We start from the raw sequence: 17,838 nt of genomic DNA on the forward strand, positions 1-17,838 counted from the left end.
AAAGGCCACGACAACCCGGCAACCGCCGCGCGCCGTAGCGTCTCGCGCACCGTCGAGGGCGCAGTCCCAACCCGCACCGCAATCGACTTGTGCCCAAGTCCTTGCTCAAAGCGATATCTCAATATCTCGCGGACACGCCGCATCTCCACTCTCTCCGCAGGCATCCCGTTCCTTCCTCGTCAACGTCCAAGGAAGAAACTTCACACCGGCAGACCACCCTTGCCAGATGCCCGCCAAAGGGGGCGCAATCATCTCGGAATAAGGGGGCGACTATTTCTCGGAATTGGGGGGCGACATCATTTCGGAATCAGGGGGCGGATTGCCTCGGAATTTGCAGCAGGGAACACCCGAGGAACTGGCCGCCTATGTCGAACAATGATGGGGGCTCGGCCGTGGAGGCGGATGCCTTCATTCGTCGTCTTCCCACCAGGGCGGATAGACACGTACGCGCTGACCGCTCCTTCATCATACGAGCGAATGGTGACGAGGTCGCCCTGGGCATATAGATGATCTCGGCCTTGGCCGTCCCGCCCGGCAAGCGTGGCTTCTGATCCTACCGCGCGCGGATCGCTGTGCGTTCCTGCCAGCTGGGTTTATGCTGCGTCAACAATCTCACTCTGGCTAATCGTGATGGAACTCTCACCCCCAAATGGACGGACATAGCTCAAGGTTCTACCGAAGAGGGCGCCTTTGTCGCCTCCAGCCTCGATGGTCGTATTCCGTGACGGCACGACGCATACGTAACGGCGTAGCGGCCAGGGGCAAAGGGCACGAACCATCTTGCATATTTTCACGTTGCAGGGAACAACTTGCCGAGAACCAGTTTGTTTGGGTTTTGCAAACGAGCCGCCCGCGGAACCGCCCGACGGAGAAGGCTCCGTCTCGTCAGGCTTTCCCGCAGGCGCAGCGAGCCGAAGCAGACCGATATTCCAAAAAGAACCCCGCCTGAACGACGGGGCAAAAATGAGTGCGTGATGAGATTCTAACGCAACTCAACATAAGATCAAGTTCGCTGGCGTGTCGTTTGAGGAACCATTGGCAATCAATCCGGATTGCTAATTCCTCGCGCCCCCGCCGCCAGTTCCACCAGTTGCGTATCTTTGTGCACGCCTTGTCGGTAAAGCTCTATGATGATCGCCGCCGCTCGTTGCGCTTCCTCTGTGTCCTTCCCAACCTTTAGCCTCGCTAAAATTTCGTCCAAGGCCTGTTGGCAAATATCGAGATCATTCGAGGTCAATGGCTCATCGTGCCTGCTGACAACTTTTCCAAACGAACAATTGCTATGGTGCGTTGCTCTTGAAGGGATACTGACCGCCGCCCTGTTCGTTGGGACTCTGGCTAACGCTTTGAAACATGATGAAGGGATGGCTAGGCGCCCGTCGTCTACGCCCTCGTTATTTAACATAATTCCGATTTATGTGAATTTCGATGCCCGCAATGGTTATCTCAAATATCGCGAATTGCAATCAAAGCCACGCGACTTCCTGCAAAATTCGGTGGCTACCCTGCCCAATGCGCTCGCCAGTCAGAGATCTACGAGTACGATCTTAATTGCCTCGCCAGACGGCTCTTGGCCGTCCTTGTCGGTGAGCGCCAAGGGGGACTATTTTGCGAGAGGGCAAGACCTTCCCTCGCCTTTGCCCTTTTACCTTGTTATCGAAGTAGAGCCAGCATTGGGAGGGTTGCATTGATGTCCGCTAAGAACGAAACGTCGACAGGTCACGAAGCCAGTGGCGTCGACTGGTTGGATCTTCACTTTGAATCGTCGCGTCCCGAATACGAGGACGCACTGCGGCAGATCGGCATTCAGCCCGGTTGGTCAGTGCTCGATGCCGGTTGCGGCAGTGGCAGCTTCCTGCCGTTGATCTGCGATAGTACCGGCCCCGGAGGCGCGGTCACGGCCCTCGACCTTGCGCCTGAAAATGTCCGGCGAGCAGAAGGAATGATGGGCAAGGTGAATGCCGGTCCGCTTTTCAGCGCTCACATCGGCAGCATCCTCTCGCTGCCCTTCGGCGATCAATCTTTCGATTGCGTCTGGTCCGCGAATGTTATGCAATATCTGACGCCGGAGGAATTCAGACTAGCCACAGGCGAGGCGATCCGTGTTTTGAAACCTGGCGGCATCCTGGCTGTCAAGGATTTCGACTCCACCATGCTGCAGATCTTGCCGATGGATCACGGCGTCTTCAGCCGGTTTATGACGGCGCGGCTGCGGAAATTTCGTGAGCGTGGCGTGCTTGGCACGGATTGCGGCTCCACGATCCCGGCGCGGCTGCGTGACTTCGGCCTGGACATGCTCTGGCGTCGCGGTTGGCTCGTCGAGCGTTGGGCGCCGGCCGGCGAACATACCCGCGCTTATGTCCGCGATTTGATCGCCTACTTCACGACGGTGGCACCCGATTACGATTTACCCGAGAGCGACCATCGTTATTGGAAGAGTTTGGCTGAGGATCCAGATCGCCTCCTTGATCAACCGGACTTTTGTTATCGTGAGTTCTTCGTCCTCACCCTCTGCCGGCGGGCCGCTTGAACGGAACGGCACTTAGTTCGGAGAATTCAGGAGGAGCCCTCGAATATCTTTCGGCACATGGCCAGCATATGCCGGTTGTAGTCTTGGTTGCGTATGGCGTTTTCAAAAATCCGACGCATGATCGGGTGCTCCCGATACTTGCGCAATGTATTCTCCCAATCGACAATCAGGTCCTCCCGATCCTTCTGTGACATGCCGAGATCGATGGCCTGGTTATGGGCAATAAAGACCATGCGCGAAACTTGCCCAAACAGTCGCTTCATGAAAATAAAGGCTGCCAGATGCTCGTCCTTCCAGGAAGGGTCGATTTCGGGCGCATAAGCCTGCCTGATGACTGCTGGCGGAGCATTGATGAGCGTTTCCATGGCGCGATCGAACTGACCTTCTGCCTGCAGGATGAAGTTGACGGCGGCAGTGTCGGATTGTTTTTTTGCCTGCTGGCGAACCAACTGAAACTGCCGAATGGCAAGAAGTATAGCGATGGGCGTTGAGATGCTTGCGAGCGCCTGCGCCACCATCAGCACGGTCTGAAGTGAAAATTGCATGTGATCCTCCAGGAACGGCTTGCGCTTACCATGAAGCTTATGGAGGAACAACGATGGCGGCTCGTCCGAATACCTCGGAGGCGGACGTAGACATTGGCACGGACCAACGCGTGGGAGTGGACCTTCTCGAGCGTATAGCAATATGTTTAACGTGCCTCGCTCTTGAAGGGAGTCGAACCGGAGACACCTCCTGCACGAATCTAATCGCCGATCCTTCAAACGCCCGGCGCGTTGTGACTTTACGCCCTTAGCGTCGCTCCTTGGAAAACAACATAGCTTATCGACTACATGTTCCTAGGGACACGCCCTATTGCCCAGTCACGATTGGAATGCGAGGTTCATTTTTGCTGCCTTGCAGCCGGCTCGCCAAGGCAACCGTCAGGGCCTGCGCCAGGCACATCGGCGCGGCAAGCGAGCGCGAAAACGTATATTCGTGCTCGGGGACGGGGAAGAGAACCGTTGCAGACTTAGCCAGAGGCGAAAGCGTGCTGTCGGAAATGGCAACGATTGGAATGCCACGAGCGGCCGCATCCTCGACGACGTTCACGACTTCCGTTGCATAGAAGCGAAACGATACGGCAAGCAGAAGATCGGTGTCCTTCATCGTGCGTGCCATATATGTCGCAAGTCCACCGCTCGGATCGAGCAGAACACATCGCTTTCCCAGCATGGTCAGGACGTAGCGAAGCAATTCGACCACCGGTGCCGAGCGCAGCTGTCCGATCAAGTAGATGGTCTCACTCTTTTCCAGAAGATCGACTGCTGTGGCCAGATCTTCGCCCGAGACCTGGGCGAGCACGTCCTGCAAGGATGCAATGTCCCGTACCACGAGGTCCCGAAGAAATCCGGCCTCGCTTCTGTCCGTTCGCGTCCCGAGTTCCACTTCAAGCGCTTTTTTTCGCGCCTCGAAACCGGGAGCCGCCGTCGAGAGCCGCCGCTGAAACAGGCCCTGCAGATCTTTGAAGCCCTCATATCCCAGGGCCTGGGCGAAACGCACGAAACTGGATGCGTGGATGCCGCAGCGATCTGCGATCGCATTGACGGAAAGCACAGCCACATCATTCGGGTTCTGGGTAAGATAGACCGAGATCGTCTGATACGCCTTGCTCATACCGCCGTAGCGGTCATGGACCAGACGAATGAATTCCTCATAATCGCGCGGTGGTTCGATCTCTGCCATTTTCCAAACCTGCAAATTCCATTGCATCATGCCCTGAATAGCAATTGATTGCCAATGTCAAATCGAACGACGCGACCGGCCAGCCATGGAAGCCGCTGTTACCTTCACGACGGAGGGTCAAAACGACTGTTGCCCGGTCAGTTTCTCGATGATCTTGTCTATGGAAACCGCAAAAACCAAAAGAAAGCCGGTGACGATCAGACGAACTTCGTTCTCGACACCCATGAGGTTAAGTCCATTTTGGACCGTGCCGATGACCAGGGCTCCCAAAAGGGCCGCATGAATGGCACCGCGGCCGCCAAAAAGGCTCACGCCGCCGATGACGGCCGCCGCGATTGATTCCAACAGAAGAGTTCCACCGCCGACCCCACCGCCCGAGAAGACGCCAACGCCGAGGGTTCTCGATGAAGCAACGATGCCGGCAATGGCTGCAACGCCGCCCGCGATCGCAAAGGCCGTCATACGGATGACCTGCACCTTTATACCCGCCCGCCGCGCCGCTTCGTCGTTGTTTCCGACGGCATAGAGATAGAGACCGAAACGGGTCTCGTTCAGGACGTAGCCGCCAATGCCAAGGAGAACGACGAATATCAAAACAGGCAGGGGAATCCCCTGATTGGCGTTGAGAACCAACACGACGATCGCTCCCAGAACGCCGGCGCCGGCCAAGGGAAACACAATGGCATGAAGCGTCGAGACTTCGAGGCCAGCCCTCCTTCGCCGCGAGACGCTTGAGAAAATCAGACCGGCAAGCAGCGCAAGTCCGATGGCCCAGGTAATCCATGCGCTGGCGCCTGAGATGGTGGTCTGCGCGATATATTCGACGCCCGTTCCCATTAGGCCATAACGCGAGGTCGCAGGAAGCAGCATCAGCTGTATGCCATTCAGTGCCAGGCCCAAACCCAGGGTCACGACGAATGATGGCACCCCGACCCAATTTACCCAGCGAGCAGAACAGGATCCGATCGCAGCACCGATGACGATGGCAATCGGCAGGGCGAGCCAGGGCGACACTCCATAATCGACGATCAGCTTGGCGCTGAACACCGAGGTAACGCCGTGGATTGCGGCGATCGAAAGATCAATCTCCTTGACCAGAAGGACAAACATCAAACCGAGCGCCATGATTCCAACGACCGTCGACTGCTGCAGCAAGTTCGACAGATTTCTTGGCGTGAGGAAGATATCGCTCTGAAGGGCGAAGAAGATCCACAAGGCGACAAGCGCAATGACCACAGGCAGGGCCCTGAGATCGCTATTGAGAAGCTCGCCGAAGGTGCGCCGCTTCGGCGCCGTGGTTGTGGAGATGGAAGCCATTGTATTCATTCCTCGGAAATGGAAATTGTTGGTCAGCCGGCGAGATTGACGCCTTCGTTGCCGCCGACCATCGCATTGACAACCATTTCGCCGGTCACGTCCCTGGAGCGAAAACTCGCCGCATTCGCGCCAAGTCTCATGACTTCGATCCGGTCGGTCGAGTTCACGACAAAATGGTGGATGTCGTGACTGACGATGACGATACCCAGTCCATCGTCTGCGAGACTGCGAATGAGGTCCGCGACTTGTTGCGCCGCCGAGTGGCTGAGGGCAGCCGTGGGTTCGTCGAGTATGACGACCTTAGGCTTCCAAAGAATGGATCTGGCGATCGCGATATTCTGACGCTGGCCGCCGGACATGGCTCCGACGGGCCGAGTAAGCGAAAGATTGCCGAGCCGCATTCTCGTCATCACTTCGCGAGCCCGCACTTCACACTCGGCGCGGCGGACGCGATGTCCAAAAATACCGGGACCGGTCAGCTCGCGGCCGAGAAAGAGGTTCTGGACAGCGTCCAGATTGTTGCACAAAGCGAGATCCTGATAGACGGTCGCAATCCCTTGGGCAGTCGCATCTGCCGGAGTTCGGATGTTTACCGGCTTGCCCTCGATTTCATAGTCTCCGGAGTCGGCTGCGTGCACACCCGCCATCACCTTTACGAGCGTCGATTTGCCTGCGCCATTGTCGCCGACCAGTGCAACGATTTCTCCGGCATGCACATCAACGGAGGCCCCTCTGAGGGCATGAACCGAGCCGAACGACTTCTGGATGTTGCGCATCGAAATCAGCGGAGTGGATTTTTTGTTCGAAAGGGCTTCATGCTCTGGACGCCCGGAAACAGTTGCGGTCATCTCATCCTCGCAAGGGTCTTGATCCTGCAGACGGGGGAAGGCGGCCAAACCGCTTTCCCCCGTGGCAAACAGTCGAATTAGAGATTTTTCTTGCAGACATCGGTGGTTTCGATGCCCTTGCAGATTTCGGCCCACGTCCAAACGCCCTTCGAGACCACATCACCAAGATGGTCCTTTGTGATGTTGGTGACCGGCAGGAACACCGCTGGGACATCCATGAAGCTATTGTTGACCTTGCCGTTGATCAGCTCTTTCGGAACGCCCTTGCCGGCAACAATCGATGCGACGACATCTGCGGCATAGGTTGCCTGAACCTTCAGATCCTTGAGAACGGAATTGTCCTGCCACCCTTGCGCGATATAGCGAAGCGCTTCCACCGTGGCATCTTGACCGCCGGTCACGAGCTTTTCGCCTGGTTTAGATCCTTGGGAAATGAGCGCCGCGACAGAGCCTCCCGTGGTGCCGTCATTCATGCCGAGGAAAACATCGACGTCACCGCCGTTTTTCGTGAGACAATCCTCAGCAAAGCTCTGTGCCAGAGTCGGATCCCAATTCTGGGTGTACTGCTCGCATACGACCTTGACCTTTCCAGAATCGATCAGCGGCTGAAGAAATTCGTTCTGCCCTTTCTCATATTGCCGGGTGCCATACTCGCCCTGATTGCCCTTGACGCGGGCGACCTTAACCGGCGACTTCGACATGGCCTTGATTAATTCGGCGGCGCGTTTTCCTTGCGCTTCGCCGACCGCCAAACTGTCGAAAACGATGTGGGCTTCGGCCTTGCCTCCTACGGCATCATGATCATAAAGAACAACAGGCACATTTGCCTTTGCCGCTGCGGCAAGCTCACCGGCTGCGAGGTTTGCATCGGCCGATGCAAGCAGAATCACCTTCGCTCCTTGTGCGATTGCGTCCTCCACCTGAGACTGTTGTTTGTTGGGATCGCCCTGCGCGTTTTGAACCACGACCTCGACATTGGGCGCCTTCTCTTTCATCGCCTGAACAAAGAATGGCGCGTCACGGCTCTCGAAACGAATTGTCGTTTGATTTGGCAGCAGGAAGAAGACTTTTGACTTGTCCTGCGCGGCGGCTGCCCCGCCCATTGCGGCTGCGATAATTGTTGTAGCCAAAAGGCTACGGATCAGACGTCCCATCTCTTACCTCCCATGGAACTAAAGTGAATTCCGATGCCGCCAGATTTTTTTGCGGAAGACGCCTCCCAGCGCCAATCCCTCTGTCAGCCCATGATTGCCGTTGGCACCCATATTGCAACAATCATTGCAAATAAGACTAGATCGCAATAACTACTGAGTCAAAGCATATTTCAATTTTCAATGCAGATTTTGATATTAGCAATTTTTATTGCAGACAATGATCAAGCGAACTTCGCTGCGGCGAAAGTATACGCCATTGCCGCGCTCGAATTGCGATTGATCCCTATCCAGTCCCAGTTTTACCGCAGCTGATCGGCATTCACGACGAGCTTCGGATCTATTCTTCCAGCGAAAAAATCGAGCACGTTTTGGACGGACGCTATGGCCATCCGCTCGCCACACTCGCGGGTCAAACCGGCAATGTGCGGCGACAACACCACCTGATCGAGCGTAAGAAGCCGGCAATCCTTGGAAGGCGGTTCGTCGTCAAAAACATCAAGCCCCGCTGCGCCCAGATGGCCGGATTGCAACGCTTCGATCAAGGCCGTCTCGTCGACGACACCGCCGCGAGCCGTGTTGACGAGGATGGCGCCGCGCTTCATCGCCGCCAGTTCGGCTTTGCCAATGACTGGTCGATCGGCCTTTGGAACATTGATTGAGACCACATCGGCCCATTCAAGTCCCTCTAGAAGATCATCTGCCGGCAAGACCGGCCCTTCGGGCCAGCCCTGGGCCTGCAGGAAAGGGTCAAAAGCTCTCGTCTCCATGCCAAAACCGCTGGCCATCCGCGAAAGATGACGCCCAATGCGGCCATAGCCGATAATCAACAGGCGTTTCCCCGAGATCTCTTCCGCTTCCAGCTGGTTACGCCACCCCCATTCTGAGGGATTGCGGACAGCGCGATCACCGCGAAGAACGCGCTTCGCCGCGGACAGGATCAACATCATGGCATGCTCAGCCACCGACACCGAATTGACATCGCCGACCACGGCGAGCGCGATGCCTCTTTCATTGAGAGAGGCCAGATGAACGGCGTCATATCCAACGCCATGGCGCGAGACGATTTTCAAGCGCTCCGCGTTTGCAACGGTTGATGCCGAGAGAGGCTGTGTACGCAGCACCAGCGCGTCAGCCTTGCCGATGAGGGGGTGATAGGACTGTTCAGACACCTCTTCCACGTAGTCGAACGTCACGTTCGGCGCGCTTTTCAGAAGTGCCACCCCAGAAGGATGCAACTTCCCAGCAACGAGAATATGCGGCATCAATAGGCCCCCTTTTCAGCCTTGGTCGCCGCCTGCCCTGCGAGGTCGCGAAATTTCGCGACGCTCGCCGCCGCCGCCGCGGCCAGGAGCCGGGTGTCGCCAGACACCGTCGTCATATCGAAGCCCCACTGAATGGCGCGGGCAGCATATTCCGGAGTACCGCAATGAAGAGCGGCGCGAATTCTGTTCTTCTTGCAAGCCACGACAATGCGCTGGAGAGCCGCGATCATGTCCGGCTCTTCGCGATCGAAGCTCGGCGCTAGTCGACCTTCCGTCAGACTGAAAGTGAGATCAGCTGGCCCAACGTAAATGCCGTCCAATCCCGGCGTTGCGGCAATTGCATCGAGGTTGTCCATCGCCTGCTTGGTCTCGACCATGGCAAAGGCGAGGATTTCGTCATTCGCCTCACCCGCATAATTTGGCCCGGCGGCAAAGCTGACACGCGTCGGCCCGAAACTGCGCTGGCCGTGCGGAGGATAGCGGAGATAGCTGACGAATTCGGCTGCTTGCGCGGCGGTGTTCACCATCGGGCAGATCACGCCATAGGCACCGGCATCCAGCACTTTCATAATGATGCCGGGCTCCAACCAGGGCACACGCGCCATCGGCACGACACCGGAGGCGCGCATAGCCTGAAACATTGGCAGCACCGAATTATAGTCGAGCGCACCATGCTGGATGTCGATCGAGACGGAATCGTAGCCCTGAGCAGCCATGATCTCCGCCGTGAAGGCATTGCCGATCGACAACCAGCCATTGATCGAGGGACGGCCCTCCGCCCAGATTTCTTTCAGCCTGTTCTTGATCATATCCGCCTCCCTCAGAACACGATCTGCGCAAGCTTGGTGTCGAGATAGTCGCTGATACCCTCGATCCCGCCCTCGCGGCCCATGCCCGAATGATTGGTGCCGCCAAAAGGTGCCTCGGATGCCGCCAGCGCGAAGCTGTTTATGCCGACCATCCCTGCCTTCAGGGCCGATACCGTCCGCCTTGCTCGATCTGGCGAACGAGTAAAGGCATAGGCCGACAATCCCATGTCGGAGGCATTGGCGCGCGCAAGAACTTCATCCTCCTCGCTAAACCGCGTGATCGCGGCAATCGGGCCGAAATTCTCCTCGGCAAAGACCTTCATGTCATCGGTGACATCGGTCAGAACGGTTGGCTTGAAGAAATGACCGGCGTTGAATTCCGAAGCCCGCTCGCCTCCCGCCGCAACTTGAGCGCCTGCTTTCACGGCCTCCGAGACGATCGACTCGATCTCCGAGAGGCGCCCACCATTGATCAGAGGTCCCATTTGCACGGCAGGATCGAGGCCGTCGCCGAGCTTCAATGCCCTTGTTCGGGAAACGAACCCGTCGACGAAGGCGTCATGCAGGCGTTCATGTACGAAAAAGCGATCCGGCGTCACGCAAACCTGGCCTGCATTTGCAAACTTCGTCGGCACGGACACATTCAGCGCAAGCTCGAGATCGGCATCATCATAGACGATCAGCGGTGCGTTGCCGCCGAGTTCCATCGATACTTTCTTGACGGTATCGGCGGCATCGCGGATCATCTGCTGGCCAACGCGGGTCGAGCCGGTCAGAGAGACCTTGCCTACCGTCTTATCTGCCATGATCGGTGTATAGGTGGTCGCGGTCGGACCGACGACCAGATTGACTGCACCATCGGGCAAGTTGCCCGCCCGCATGCAATCCACCATGACCATGGCGACACCCGGTGTCTGGCTGGAAGGTCGGATAATGATCGCACAACCGGCCGCGAGCGCCGGCGCTGCCTTGCGGGCGACGAGTGCCGCAGGGAAATTCCAGGCGGTAAAGGCGCCGACGATGCCGACAGGCTCGCGCGACACCTCGAAACGACCGCCCGGCACCCGCGATTCGATGATCCTGCCGTAGATACGGCGTGCCTCTTCCGCAAACCAACGAAACTGATCGATCGACAATCCCCATTCCCGCTCCGACTGCGCAATCGGCTTTCCGGTCTCCGCAGAGATCATCCTCTTCGCCTCGTCAGTGCGGCGGATCATCTCGTCAGCAATCCGGTGCAGAGCGTCGGCGCGTGCGAAAGCGGCCACAGCGCGCCAAGCGGCGAAACCTTCACCGGCTGCAGTCAGCGCTTCCTGCGTGTCAGCGGTCGTCGCCACGGGAACGGCGCCAAGAGCAGTTTGCGTGACGGGGCTCAGGACGTCGGCCGTTGCTCCGTCGGAGGCTCCGCGCCATTTGCCGTCGATATACAGTCCAAACTTCTGATACATGGGTCACCCGATTTCGCTGGTTTTTACAGTACGGCCTTCGGCCGCCGATTTGATCGCCGCCTCGGCCAGAATCAGAGCCTGACGGCCGTCTTCAAACCCGACCTCCGGAGGCTGGCCTGAGTCGATCGCGTCGACGAAGGCGCCGATCTCGGCCATGAAGGCCTCGGCGTAACGGTCGATGAAGAAGTTCAGGAGCGGTGCGCTCTTGCCGGTGAAATCGGCACGGTGCAGCGTCGTCATGTTGGGGCGGCGATTTTCGGAGACGACCATTCCCTTCGTTCCCAGCGCCTCGACGCGCTGGTCGTAACCATAGACGGCCTGACGCGAATTATTGATGATGCACTGCTTGCCCGATGCCGTCTTCAGCACGGCCGTCACGGTGTCGTAGTCGTTCAAGCGTCGCATGAGAGCCGGGTCGACAAGGCGGCTACCCACCGCCGAAACCTCGGTCACCTCTTCGCCGAGCATGAAGCGGGCCATATCAAAGTCGTGGATGGTCATGTCGCGGAAGATGCCTCCCGATGCCTCGGTATAGGCGACCGGCGGCATACCCGGATCGCGCGATGTTATGACAACCTGATGCAAGTCCCCGATATCGCCCGCCTGAACGGCATCGCGAGCCGCCCTGTGACCGGGATCGAAGCGCCGGACAAAACCCAGCATGATTGGCACCTTCGTCGTCCCAATCGCTACCGCGCATCGCTGAACACGAGGAAGGCTCAGATCGATCGGCTTTTCACATAAAATTGGTTTGCCGGCCGTGACGGCCTTCTCGATGAAGTCGGCATGTGTCGGCGTCGAGGTGGCAATCAGGACTGCGTCGACATCGCGGCTGGAAAACACCGCCTCGGCTGAATCGAATACCGTCACGCCAAGTTTTCGCCCAATATCGTCAGCGGCAGGCCGATGAACGTCGAAGACGCCGGCGAGTGCTGCCCGTGGATGCGCGGCTATGTTTTCGGCGTGCATGCAGCCAATGCGACCACAGCCGAGAACGGCGATTTTCAGCATCAGGATCCTCCCAATTCAATTTTTGCAATGATTGTTGCGTAACTATTGCTTTGTCAATTATTATTTCGTAACGTCCAGAAAACATGATCCATGGGAGGAAGCCGGATGTCCCGGAAGACTGTGCGCCTGACGATGGCGCAGGCGCTTGTGCGCTATTTGTGCAATCAATTCACAGAGATCGACGGCGAGCGTGTCCCGCTTTTTGCTGGCGTGTTCGGCATTTTCGGCCATGGCAATGTGACGTGCCTGTCGGAAGTGCTCGAGGCGCTGCAAGATCAGTTGCCGACCTGGCGCGGTCAAAACGAGCAGTCGATGGCCCTTGCAGCGATTGCCTTTGCCAAAGCCAAGCGTCGGCGCCAATTGATGGTCGCTGCGACCTCGATCGGACCAGGTGCTGCCAACATGGTGACGGCGGCAGGCACCGCTCACGCCAACCGCCTGCCGGTGCTTCTGATAGCCGGAGATACTTTCGCCAATCGAATTCCGGATCCGGTCTTGCAGCAGGTCGAACACTTCAATGACCCGACGGTCACTGTGAATGACGCGTTCAAGCCGGTGACCCGATACTGGGATCGCATCGTTCTGCCAGAGCAGATCATCTCGTCCTTGCCGCAAGCGATTGCTGCCATGCTGGATCCGGCTGATTGCGGCCCCGCCTTCATTGGTCTCGCACAGGATACCCAGGAAGTCGCCTTCGACTATCCCTTGGCATTCTTCGAGCCGACGGTGTGGTCCATACCGCGCCCGCGGCCCGACAGAACAAAGCTGGCGGAAGCGGCCACACTACTCAAATCGGCGAAAAAGCCGCTGATCATTTCAGGGGGCGGCGTTCGCTATTCGCTGGCAGAGGACAAGGTCGCGGACTTCGCCATCAGCCGTGGTATCCCGATTGTCGAAACCATCGCCGGCAAAGGCGCGCTGACCCACAATCACCCTGCTCACGCCGGCCCGATTGGGATCGTTGGTTCGACGTCCGCGAATGCGCTTGCCGGCGAGGCGGATGTCATTCTGGCAATCGGCACGCGTCTGCAGGACTTCACCACCGGCTCATGGACAGTCTTCCGCGAGGACGCGAAGTTCATTTCGATCAACGCAGCGCGCTTTGACGCCGTCAAGCATCGCGCGCTTGCCGTTGTCGGAGATGCTCTTGAAACGGTGATCGAACTGGACGACGCACTCGGTGATTGGCAGGCCGATCCCGAACTGCTTGCGAAAGCTCAATCGCTTTTTGCCGATTGGAACGAGCTCCTCGATCAGCATCAGGCTGTCACCAACGGGCCGATCCCCACCTACGCGCAGGTGGTCGGCATCGTCAACGAGACGTCAAAGCCGAACGATACGTTGATCGCGGCTGCAGGCGGCACGCCTGGCGAGGTCACCAAAGGCTGGCGCGTCAAGAACCCGAATACATTCGACTGCGAATTCGGCTTCAGTTGTATGGGATACGAGATCGCCGCGGGCTGGGGCCATGCGATGGCGAAAGCCGGTGACGGCACGCCGATCGTCATGATTGGTGACGGCACCTATATGATGATGAACTCCGACATCTACTCGACGGTGCTGTCGGGCCACAAGATGATCGTGGTCGTTTGCGACAATGGCGGTTACGCCGTCATTAATCGTCTTCAGCAGTTCAAGGGCGTGCCCGGCTTCAACAATCTCATCAAGGATTGCCGGGTGAAGGAGCCCTTTGCCGTCGACTTCGTAAAACATGCCGAATCCATGGGCGCGCTTGCGCGTCGCTGCGAAAGCCTTGCCGATCTGAAGACGGCCATGGAGTGGGCGCAGACAACCGATCGTACGACCATCGTCACGCTGGTCACCGATGCCTATGCCTGGGTGCCAGGCGATGCCGACTGGGATGTCGGCGTTCCCGAGGTCTCCGAGCGGGAATCTGTTCAAAAGGCGCGCGCCGCCCAGGAAGAAATTCGCAAGAAACAGCGTGTGGGTGTGTAAAATGAATCGCATAGACGGGAAAATCGCCGTTATTAGCGGCGGCACGCAGGGACTGGGCGCGGCAATTGCCCGACTTTTTGCTGAAGCCGGTGCCGCAGGGATTGTGACGTGCGGACGAAATACCAAGAAAGGTAATGAGGTCGCCGCTTCGATTACTGGCGACACCGGGGTCCCGGTGACGTTTGCGACGGCAGATCTCGAAAAGGTCGAAGATTGCCGATCGATCATTGCGAAAGCGGACGCCGAATTCGGCAGGATCGATATTCTGGTCAATGCCGCCGGCCTTACCGACCGCGGCAACCTTTTGAATTCATCGCCTGAGCTTTTCGATCGCATGTTCGCGATCAATGTGCGTGCACCGTTCTTCCTCATGCAAGACGCGGCAAAGCTCATGATCCGCGACGGCATCAAAGGTAGCATGATCAATATCGGTTCAACGTCGGAGCATGCGGGACAGCCATTTCTCTCGCCCTACTCCTCTTCAAAAGGTGCGCTGGCGACGCTTACCCGAAACTCCGGCTATGCACTGATGCGCAACCAGATCCGGGTGAACCAGCTTGATATAGGCTGGATGGCGTCTGATGGAGAGGATCGCGTCCAGCGCGAATATCATGGCGCGGAGCCAGACTGGCTGGCAAAGGCGGCGGCAGGCCAACCCTTCGGCCGTATCCTGGCGCCCGAAGAAGTCGCCAAAGCCGTCCTTTTCCTGGCATCCGACGATTCGGGGATGATGACGGGCTCGGTTGTCCATTTCGATCAATCAGTCTGGGGAGCCTATGACGGCGGCCCTCCGGCGCCGGCTGTGGCCCTGTGCGAATAAGGGAGAAAACATGAAGACGATCAAGGGACCGGGCATCTATCTCGCCCAATTCGCGGCGGAGGAAGCGCCCTATAACTCGCTTCCAAGCCTCTCAAAATGGGTCGCTGCCAGAGGCTTCGCCGGCGTTCAAATCCCGACCTGGGACAATCGGCTGATCGACATGAAGCTGGCAGCCGAAAGCAAGGCCTATTGCGATGATCTTAGGGCCGTCCTTGCGGACAACGGCCTCGAGGTAACGGAGCTCGGTTCGCACATTACCGGCCAGCTCGTCGCCGTTCATCCCGCCCATGACCGGATCATGGACAGTTTCGCCCCGGCGCATGTCCACAATAACTCGGCCGCGCGACGGGCCTGGGCGGAGGAGCAGCTGCGCTTTGCCGCCCGCGCCTCCCGCAATCTCGGCATCGATCGCCATGTAAGCTTCACCGGATCGCTGCTTTGGCCCTACCTCTATCCCTATCCGCAATGGCCGGAAGGCCTAGTCGACGAAGCGTTCGACGAGCTGGCAAAACGCTGGCTGCCCATCCTGAATGACTTCGACGAACAGGGTGTCGATCTGTGTTTCGAGATCCATCCTTGCGAGGATGTCCATGACGGGCTGACGTTCGAGATGTTTCTCGAGCGGGTCGGCAATCATGCCCGCTGCAACATTCTCTACGACCCCAGCCACTTCGTGCTGCAGGCGCTCGACTATCTGGAGTTCATCGATCACTACCACGAGCGCATCAAGATGTTCCACGTCAAGGATGCCGAGTTCCGGCCGAACGGCAAGACGGGAGCCTATGGCGGGTTCCAGCCATGGTCGAAACGCGCTGGACGGTTCCGCTCGCTCGGCGACGGTCAGGTCGATTTCGGCGCCGTTTTCACCAAGCTCGCGACCTACGATTTCGACGGCTGGGCAGTGCTGGAATGGGAATGCTTCATCAAGCATCCCGAGGACGGCGCCGCTGAAGGCGCAAAGTTCATCCGCGAACATATCATCAGGGTCGCCGACCGTGCATTCGACGACTTCGTGAAATCCGGCGCCAATAGAGACGCCAATCGAGCCATGCTCGGACTTGATTGAGGACAGGACATGACTGCAAATTCTACTTCCCAAAAGCCATTGCGCCTCGGAATGGTGGGCGGAGGCAACGGCGCATACATCGGCAATATCCACCGCATCGCCGCTCGCCAGGACAGAGCCTGGACCCTGGTTGCAGGTGCTTTTGACGTCGATGCCGCCCGCGGCCACGCTTTTGCTATCAGCGAAGGCTTGGATCCCGCACGCTCCTATGACGACTTCAAGGCCATGATCGCCGGCGAGAGCGCCCGCGAGGATCGGATTGATGCAGTCGCCATCTGCACGCCGAACTTTACCCATTTCCCGATCGCCAAGGCGTTCCTGGAGGCAGGCTTCGACGTCATCTGCGAGAAGCCTTTGACCGCGACTTTGGAAGACGCAGTCGCGCTCGAAACCCTGGTTCGCAATAGCGGCCGGTTCATGGGCGTCACTTACACCTATTCCGGCTATCCGATGATACATGAAGCCAAGCACATGGTAGCGACGGGTCAGCTCGGCAAGATCCGCACTGTCCAAGTAGAGTACCCGCTCGAATGGATGGCAACCGCGATTGAGATGGAAGGCAATGCACAGGCCGCCTGGCGAACCGATCCGAAGAAAAACGGGCGTGGTGGCTCGATCGGCGATATCGGCACCCATGCCTATCATCTGGCCGGCTTCGTCTCGGGCCTCAAGCTTCAATCGCTGACCGCAGATCTCGCGACCTTTGTCGACGGACGCGCCCTGGATGATAATGCCCATGTCATGCTGCGCTATGAAGGCGGCGCCCGAGGGCTTCTTTGGTCCTCGCAGGTAGCACTGGGATCGTCAAATGGCGTGCGCCTCCGGGTATTTGGCGAGAAAGCCTCGCTAACATGGTTTCAGGAGCAACCGAACGAGCTCGTGCATGCTCGGCTGAATGGACGAACTGAAATCATCAAACGCGGCGCCGACGATCTCAGCGAGGGCGCAAAGGCGCGGACTCGCACGCCTCCCGGCCATCCCGAAGGCTACCTTGAGGCATTTGCAAACCTGTATGCCGGCTTTGCCGAGGCAATTCGCGCCAAGCGCGAAGGACGGGAACCAACGGCGATCGGGCACGATATTCCCACAGCCTATGATGGGCTCAAGGGTGTGGCATTCGTCGAGGCGGTTGTTGATAGTTCCCTGGCCAGTGACCAGCCGTGGCTGACACCACTCGCCGTTTGAATATTCCAGCTTTTAGCGGGCCGCAGCCGACACGCTGCGACCTCCATTTGAGAAATAATCCGTATTCAAATTTAAATTCGAGAAGTCAAAAAGCCATAGCTTCGCGGAGTGTGGTGGACACAGATCTTGCCCTATCTGACGTAACCCGACGAAAGTCATCCACTATATATCGGGCAGCTTTTGCATTCCAATTTCACTCGGTCGTTACGCCGAGCCGATGAAAGTCGGAAACTTCTGCTCTTGAAAGGATGGGAACCAAAGACCTCCCGATGTTTTCCTAGGAAGACTGCTAACCCACTGAGAATATGAGGTCTAGACTGTAGCGCTTGGAACCATTGGTTCGTGAATGGATTGTGTCCCGGCACGTGGTGTAGGTGACGGAAGATAGCAAAGCCGAGCGCCCGCGCGCTTTTCATAGCGCTGTAGCGGGTGATCGGCTTTGCGGGCGGCCATCAGTGTTTTCCGCTAGGGTCGGGTTGTTCAAGACACAACCTGACGGAAAGATCACTGATGACCGATGACATGATGAACGTGCGTTCGCTTGTTGAGAAGAGTGCGGACGCAGATTTGTTGCGTGAGATGATCGGCTTTGCGGCCGAACGGCTGATGGAGCTGGAGGTCAGCTCGGCTACGGGTGCAGGGTTCGGGGAGAAGAACCCGCTGCGGCTTGCACAGCGCAACGGCTACCGTGACCGCGATTGGGAGAC

Annotated in this window: 17 protein-coding genes; 6 read left to right on the forward strand and 11 right to left on the reverse strand. The window is 57.9% G+C overall.

Translation table 11 applies throughout. The features are described 5' to 3' along the window. Together GA0061102_RS31265 and GA0061102_RS31275 are read right to left on the reverse strand one after the other, a co-directional pair. Window positions 1-143: sigma factor-like helix-turn-helix DNA-binding protein (locus GA0061102_RS31265; protein WP_139115131.1), on the reverse strand; the 143-nt coding region annotated here is incomplete at its 3' end. Between the two features lie 899 nt (window positions 144-1,042). Further along, complete coding sequence (locus GA0061102_RS31275) at window positions 1,043-1,237, reverse strand: hypothetical protein (protein ID WP_342588055.1); 195 nt, start codon at window positions 1,235-1,237, stop codon at window positions 1,043-1,045. Between the two features lie 333 nt (window positions 1,238-1,570). Here GA0061102_RS31275 and GA0061102_RS31280 point away from each other — a divergent pair, with 333 nt between their 5' ends. Then, a complete protein-coding gene (locus tag GA0061102_RS31280; RefSeq protein WP_245298194.1) occupies window positions 1,571-2,530 on the forward strand; it encodes a class I SAM-dependent methyltransferase in 960 nt (319 codons plus the stop codon). Between the two features lie 26 nt (window positions 2,531-2,556). Here the strand turns inward: GA0061102_RS31280 and GA0061102_RS31285 are convergent, their stop codons facing one another. The 9 genes from GA0061102_RS31285 to iolG form a co-directional block, all read right to left on the reverse strand. Further along, window positions 2,557-3,075: a hypothetical protein gene (locus GA0061102_RS31285; RefSeq protein WP_092856370.1), complete on the reverse strand. Its 519-nt coding sequence runs from the start codon at window positions 3,073-3,075 to the stop codon at window positions 2,557-2,559. A gap of 307 nt (window positions 3,076-3,382) precedes the next feature. Beyond that, entirely contained in the window at window positions 3,383-4,255 is an 873-nt protein-coding gene (locus GA0061102_RS31290) for a MurR/RpiR family transcriptional regulator (protein WP_092856372.1), read from the reverse strand. 117 nt (window positions 4,256-4,372) lie between these two features. Beyond that, on the reverse strand, window positions 4,373-5,572 hold the full coding sequence (locus GA0061102_RS31295) for a sugar ABC transporter permease (protein ID WP_092856374.1): 1,200 nt from the start codon (window positions 5,570-5,572) through the stop codon (window positions 4,373-4,375). A gap of 32 nt (window positions 5,573-5,604) precedes the next feature. Continuing rightward, window positions 5,605-6,420 (reverse strand): ATP-binding cassette domain-containing protein, encoded by an 816-nt coding sequence (locus tag GA0061102_RS31300; protein ID WP_092856394.1) that lies wholly within the window; start codon window positions 6,418-6,420, stop codon window positions 5,605-5,607. A 77-nt stretch (window positions 6,421-6,497) separates the two neighbouring features. Further along, window positions 6,498-7,574: an ABC transporter substrate-binding protein gene (locus tag GA0061102_RS31305; RefSeq protein WP_092856376.1), complete on the reverse strand. Its 1,077-nt coding sequence runs from the start codon at window positions 7,572-7,574 to the stop codon at window positions 6,498-6,500. Window positions 7,575-7,873: 299 nt separating this feature from the next. Further along, window positions 7,874-8,836 carry a hydroxyacid dehydrogenase gene (locus tag GA0061102_RS31310; RefSeq protein ID WP_092856378.1) on the reverse strand — a complete coding sequence of 321 codons (963 nt, stop codon included), beginning with the start codon at window positions 8,834-8,836 and terminating at the stop codon, window positions 7,874-7,876. After that, window positions 8,836-9,645, reverse strand: coding sequence for an HpcH/HpaI aldolase family protein (locus GA0061102_RS31315; protein ID WP_092856380.1), 810 nt, complete (start codon window positions 9,643-9,645; stop codon window positions 8,836-8,838). The genes GA0061102_RS31310 and GA0061102_RS31315 overlap by 1 nt, the downstream gene beginning before the upstream one ends. Window positions 9,646-9,656: 11 nt before the next feature. Next, window positions 9,657-11,093: an NAD-dependent succinate-semialdehyde dehydrogenase gene (locus GA0061102_RS31320; protein WP_092856382.1), complete on the reverse strand. Its 1,437-nt coding sequence runs from the start codon at window positions 11,091-11,093 to the stop codon at window positions 9,657-9,659. A gap of 3 nt (window positions 11,094-11,096) precedes the next feature. Next, a complete protein-coding gene (gene iolG, locus GA0061102_RS31325; RefSeq protein WP_208858737.1) occupies window positions 11,097-12,107 on the reverse strand; it encodes an inositol 2-dehydrogenase in 1,011 nt (336 codons plus the stop codon). Between the two features lie 102 nt (window positions 12,108-12,209). Between iolG and iolD the strand changes: the two genes are divergently transcribed. From iolD to GA0061102_RS31350, 5 genes are all read left to right on the forward strand, one after another. Next, entirely contained in the window at window positions 12,210-14,060 is a 1,851-nt protein-coding gene (gene iolD / locus GA0061102_RS31330) for a 3D-(3,5/4)-trihydroxycyclohexane-1,2-dione acylhydrolase (decyclizing) (protein WP_092856386.1), read from the forward strand. A gap of 1 nt (window position 14,061) precedes the next feature. Then, the gene (locus tag GA0061102_RS31335) at window positions 14,062-14,880 is read left to right on the forward strand and encodes an SDR family oxidoreductase (RefSeq protein WP_092856388.1); all 819 of its coding nucleotides are present in this window, start codon (window positions 14,062-14,064) and stop codon (window positions 14,878-14,880) included. A gap of 10 nt (window positions 14,881-14,890) precedes the next feature. Beyond that, complete coding sequence (locus tag GA0061102_RS31340) at window positions 14,891-15,946, forward strand: sugar phosphate isomerase/epimerase family protein (protein WP_092856390.1); 1,056 nt, start codon at window positions 14,891-14,893, stop codon at window positions 15,944-15,946. A gap of 9 nt (window positions 15,947-15,955) precedes the next feature. After that, a complete protein-coding gene (locus GA0061102_RS31345; RefSeq protein WP_245298195.1) occupies window positions 15,956-17,131 on the forward strand; it encodes a Gfo/Idh/MocA family protein in 1,176 nt (391 codons plus the stop codon). A gap of 510 nt (window positions 17,132-17,641) precedes the next feature. Further along, window positions 17,642-17,838: transposase (locus tag GA0061102_RS31350; protein ID WP_208858736.1), on the forward strand; the 197-nt coding region annotated here is incomplete at its 3' end.

The organism is Martinezella miluonensis, assembly GCF_900094545.1.
Lineage (GTDB): Bacteria > Pseudomonadota > Alphaproteobacteria > Rhizobiales > Rhizobiaceae > Rhizobium > Rhizobium miluonense.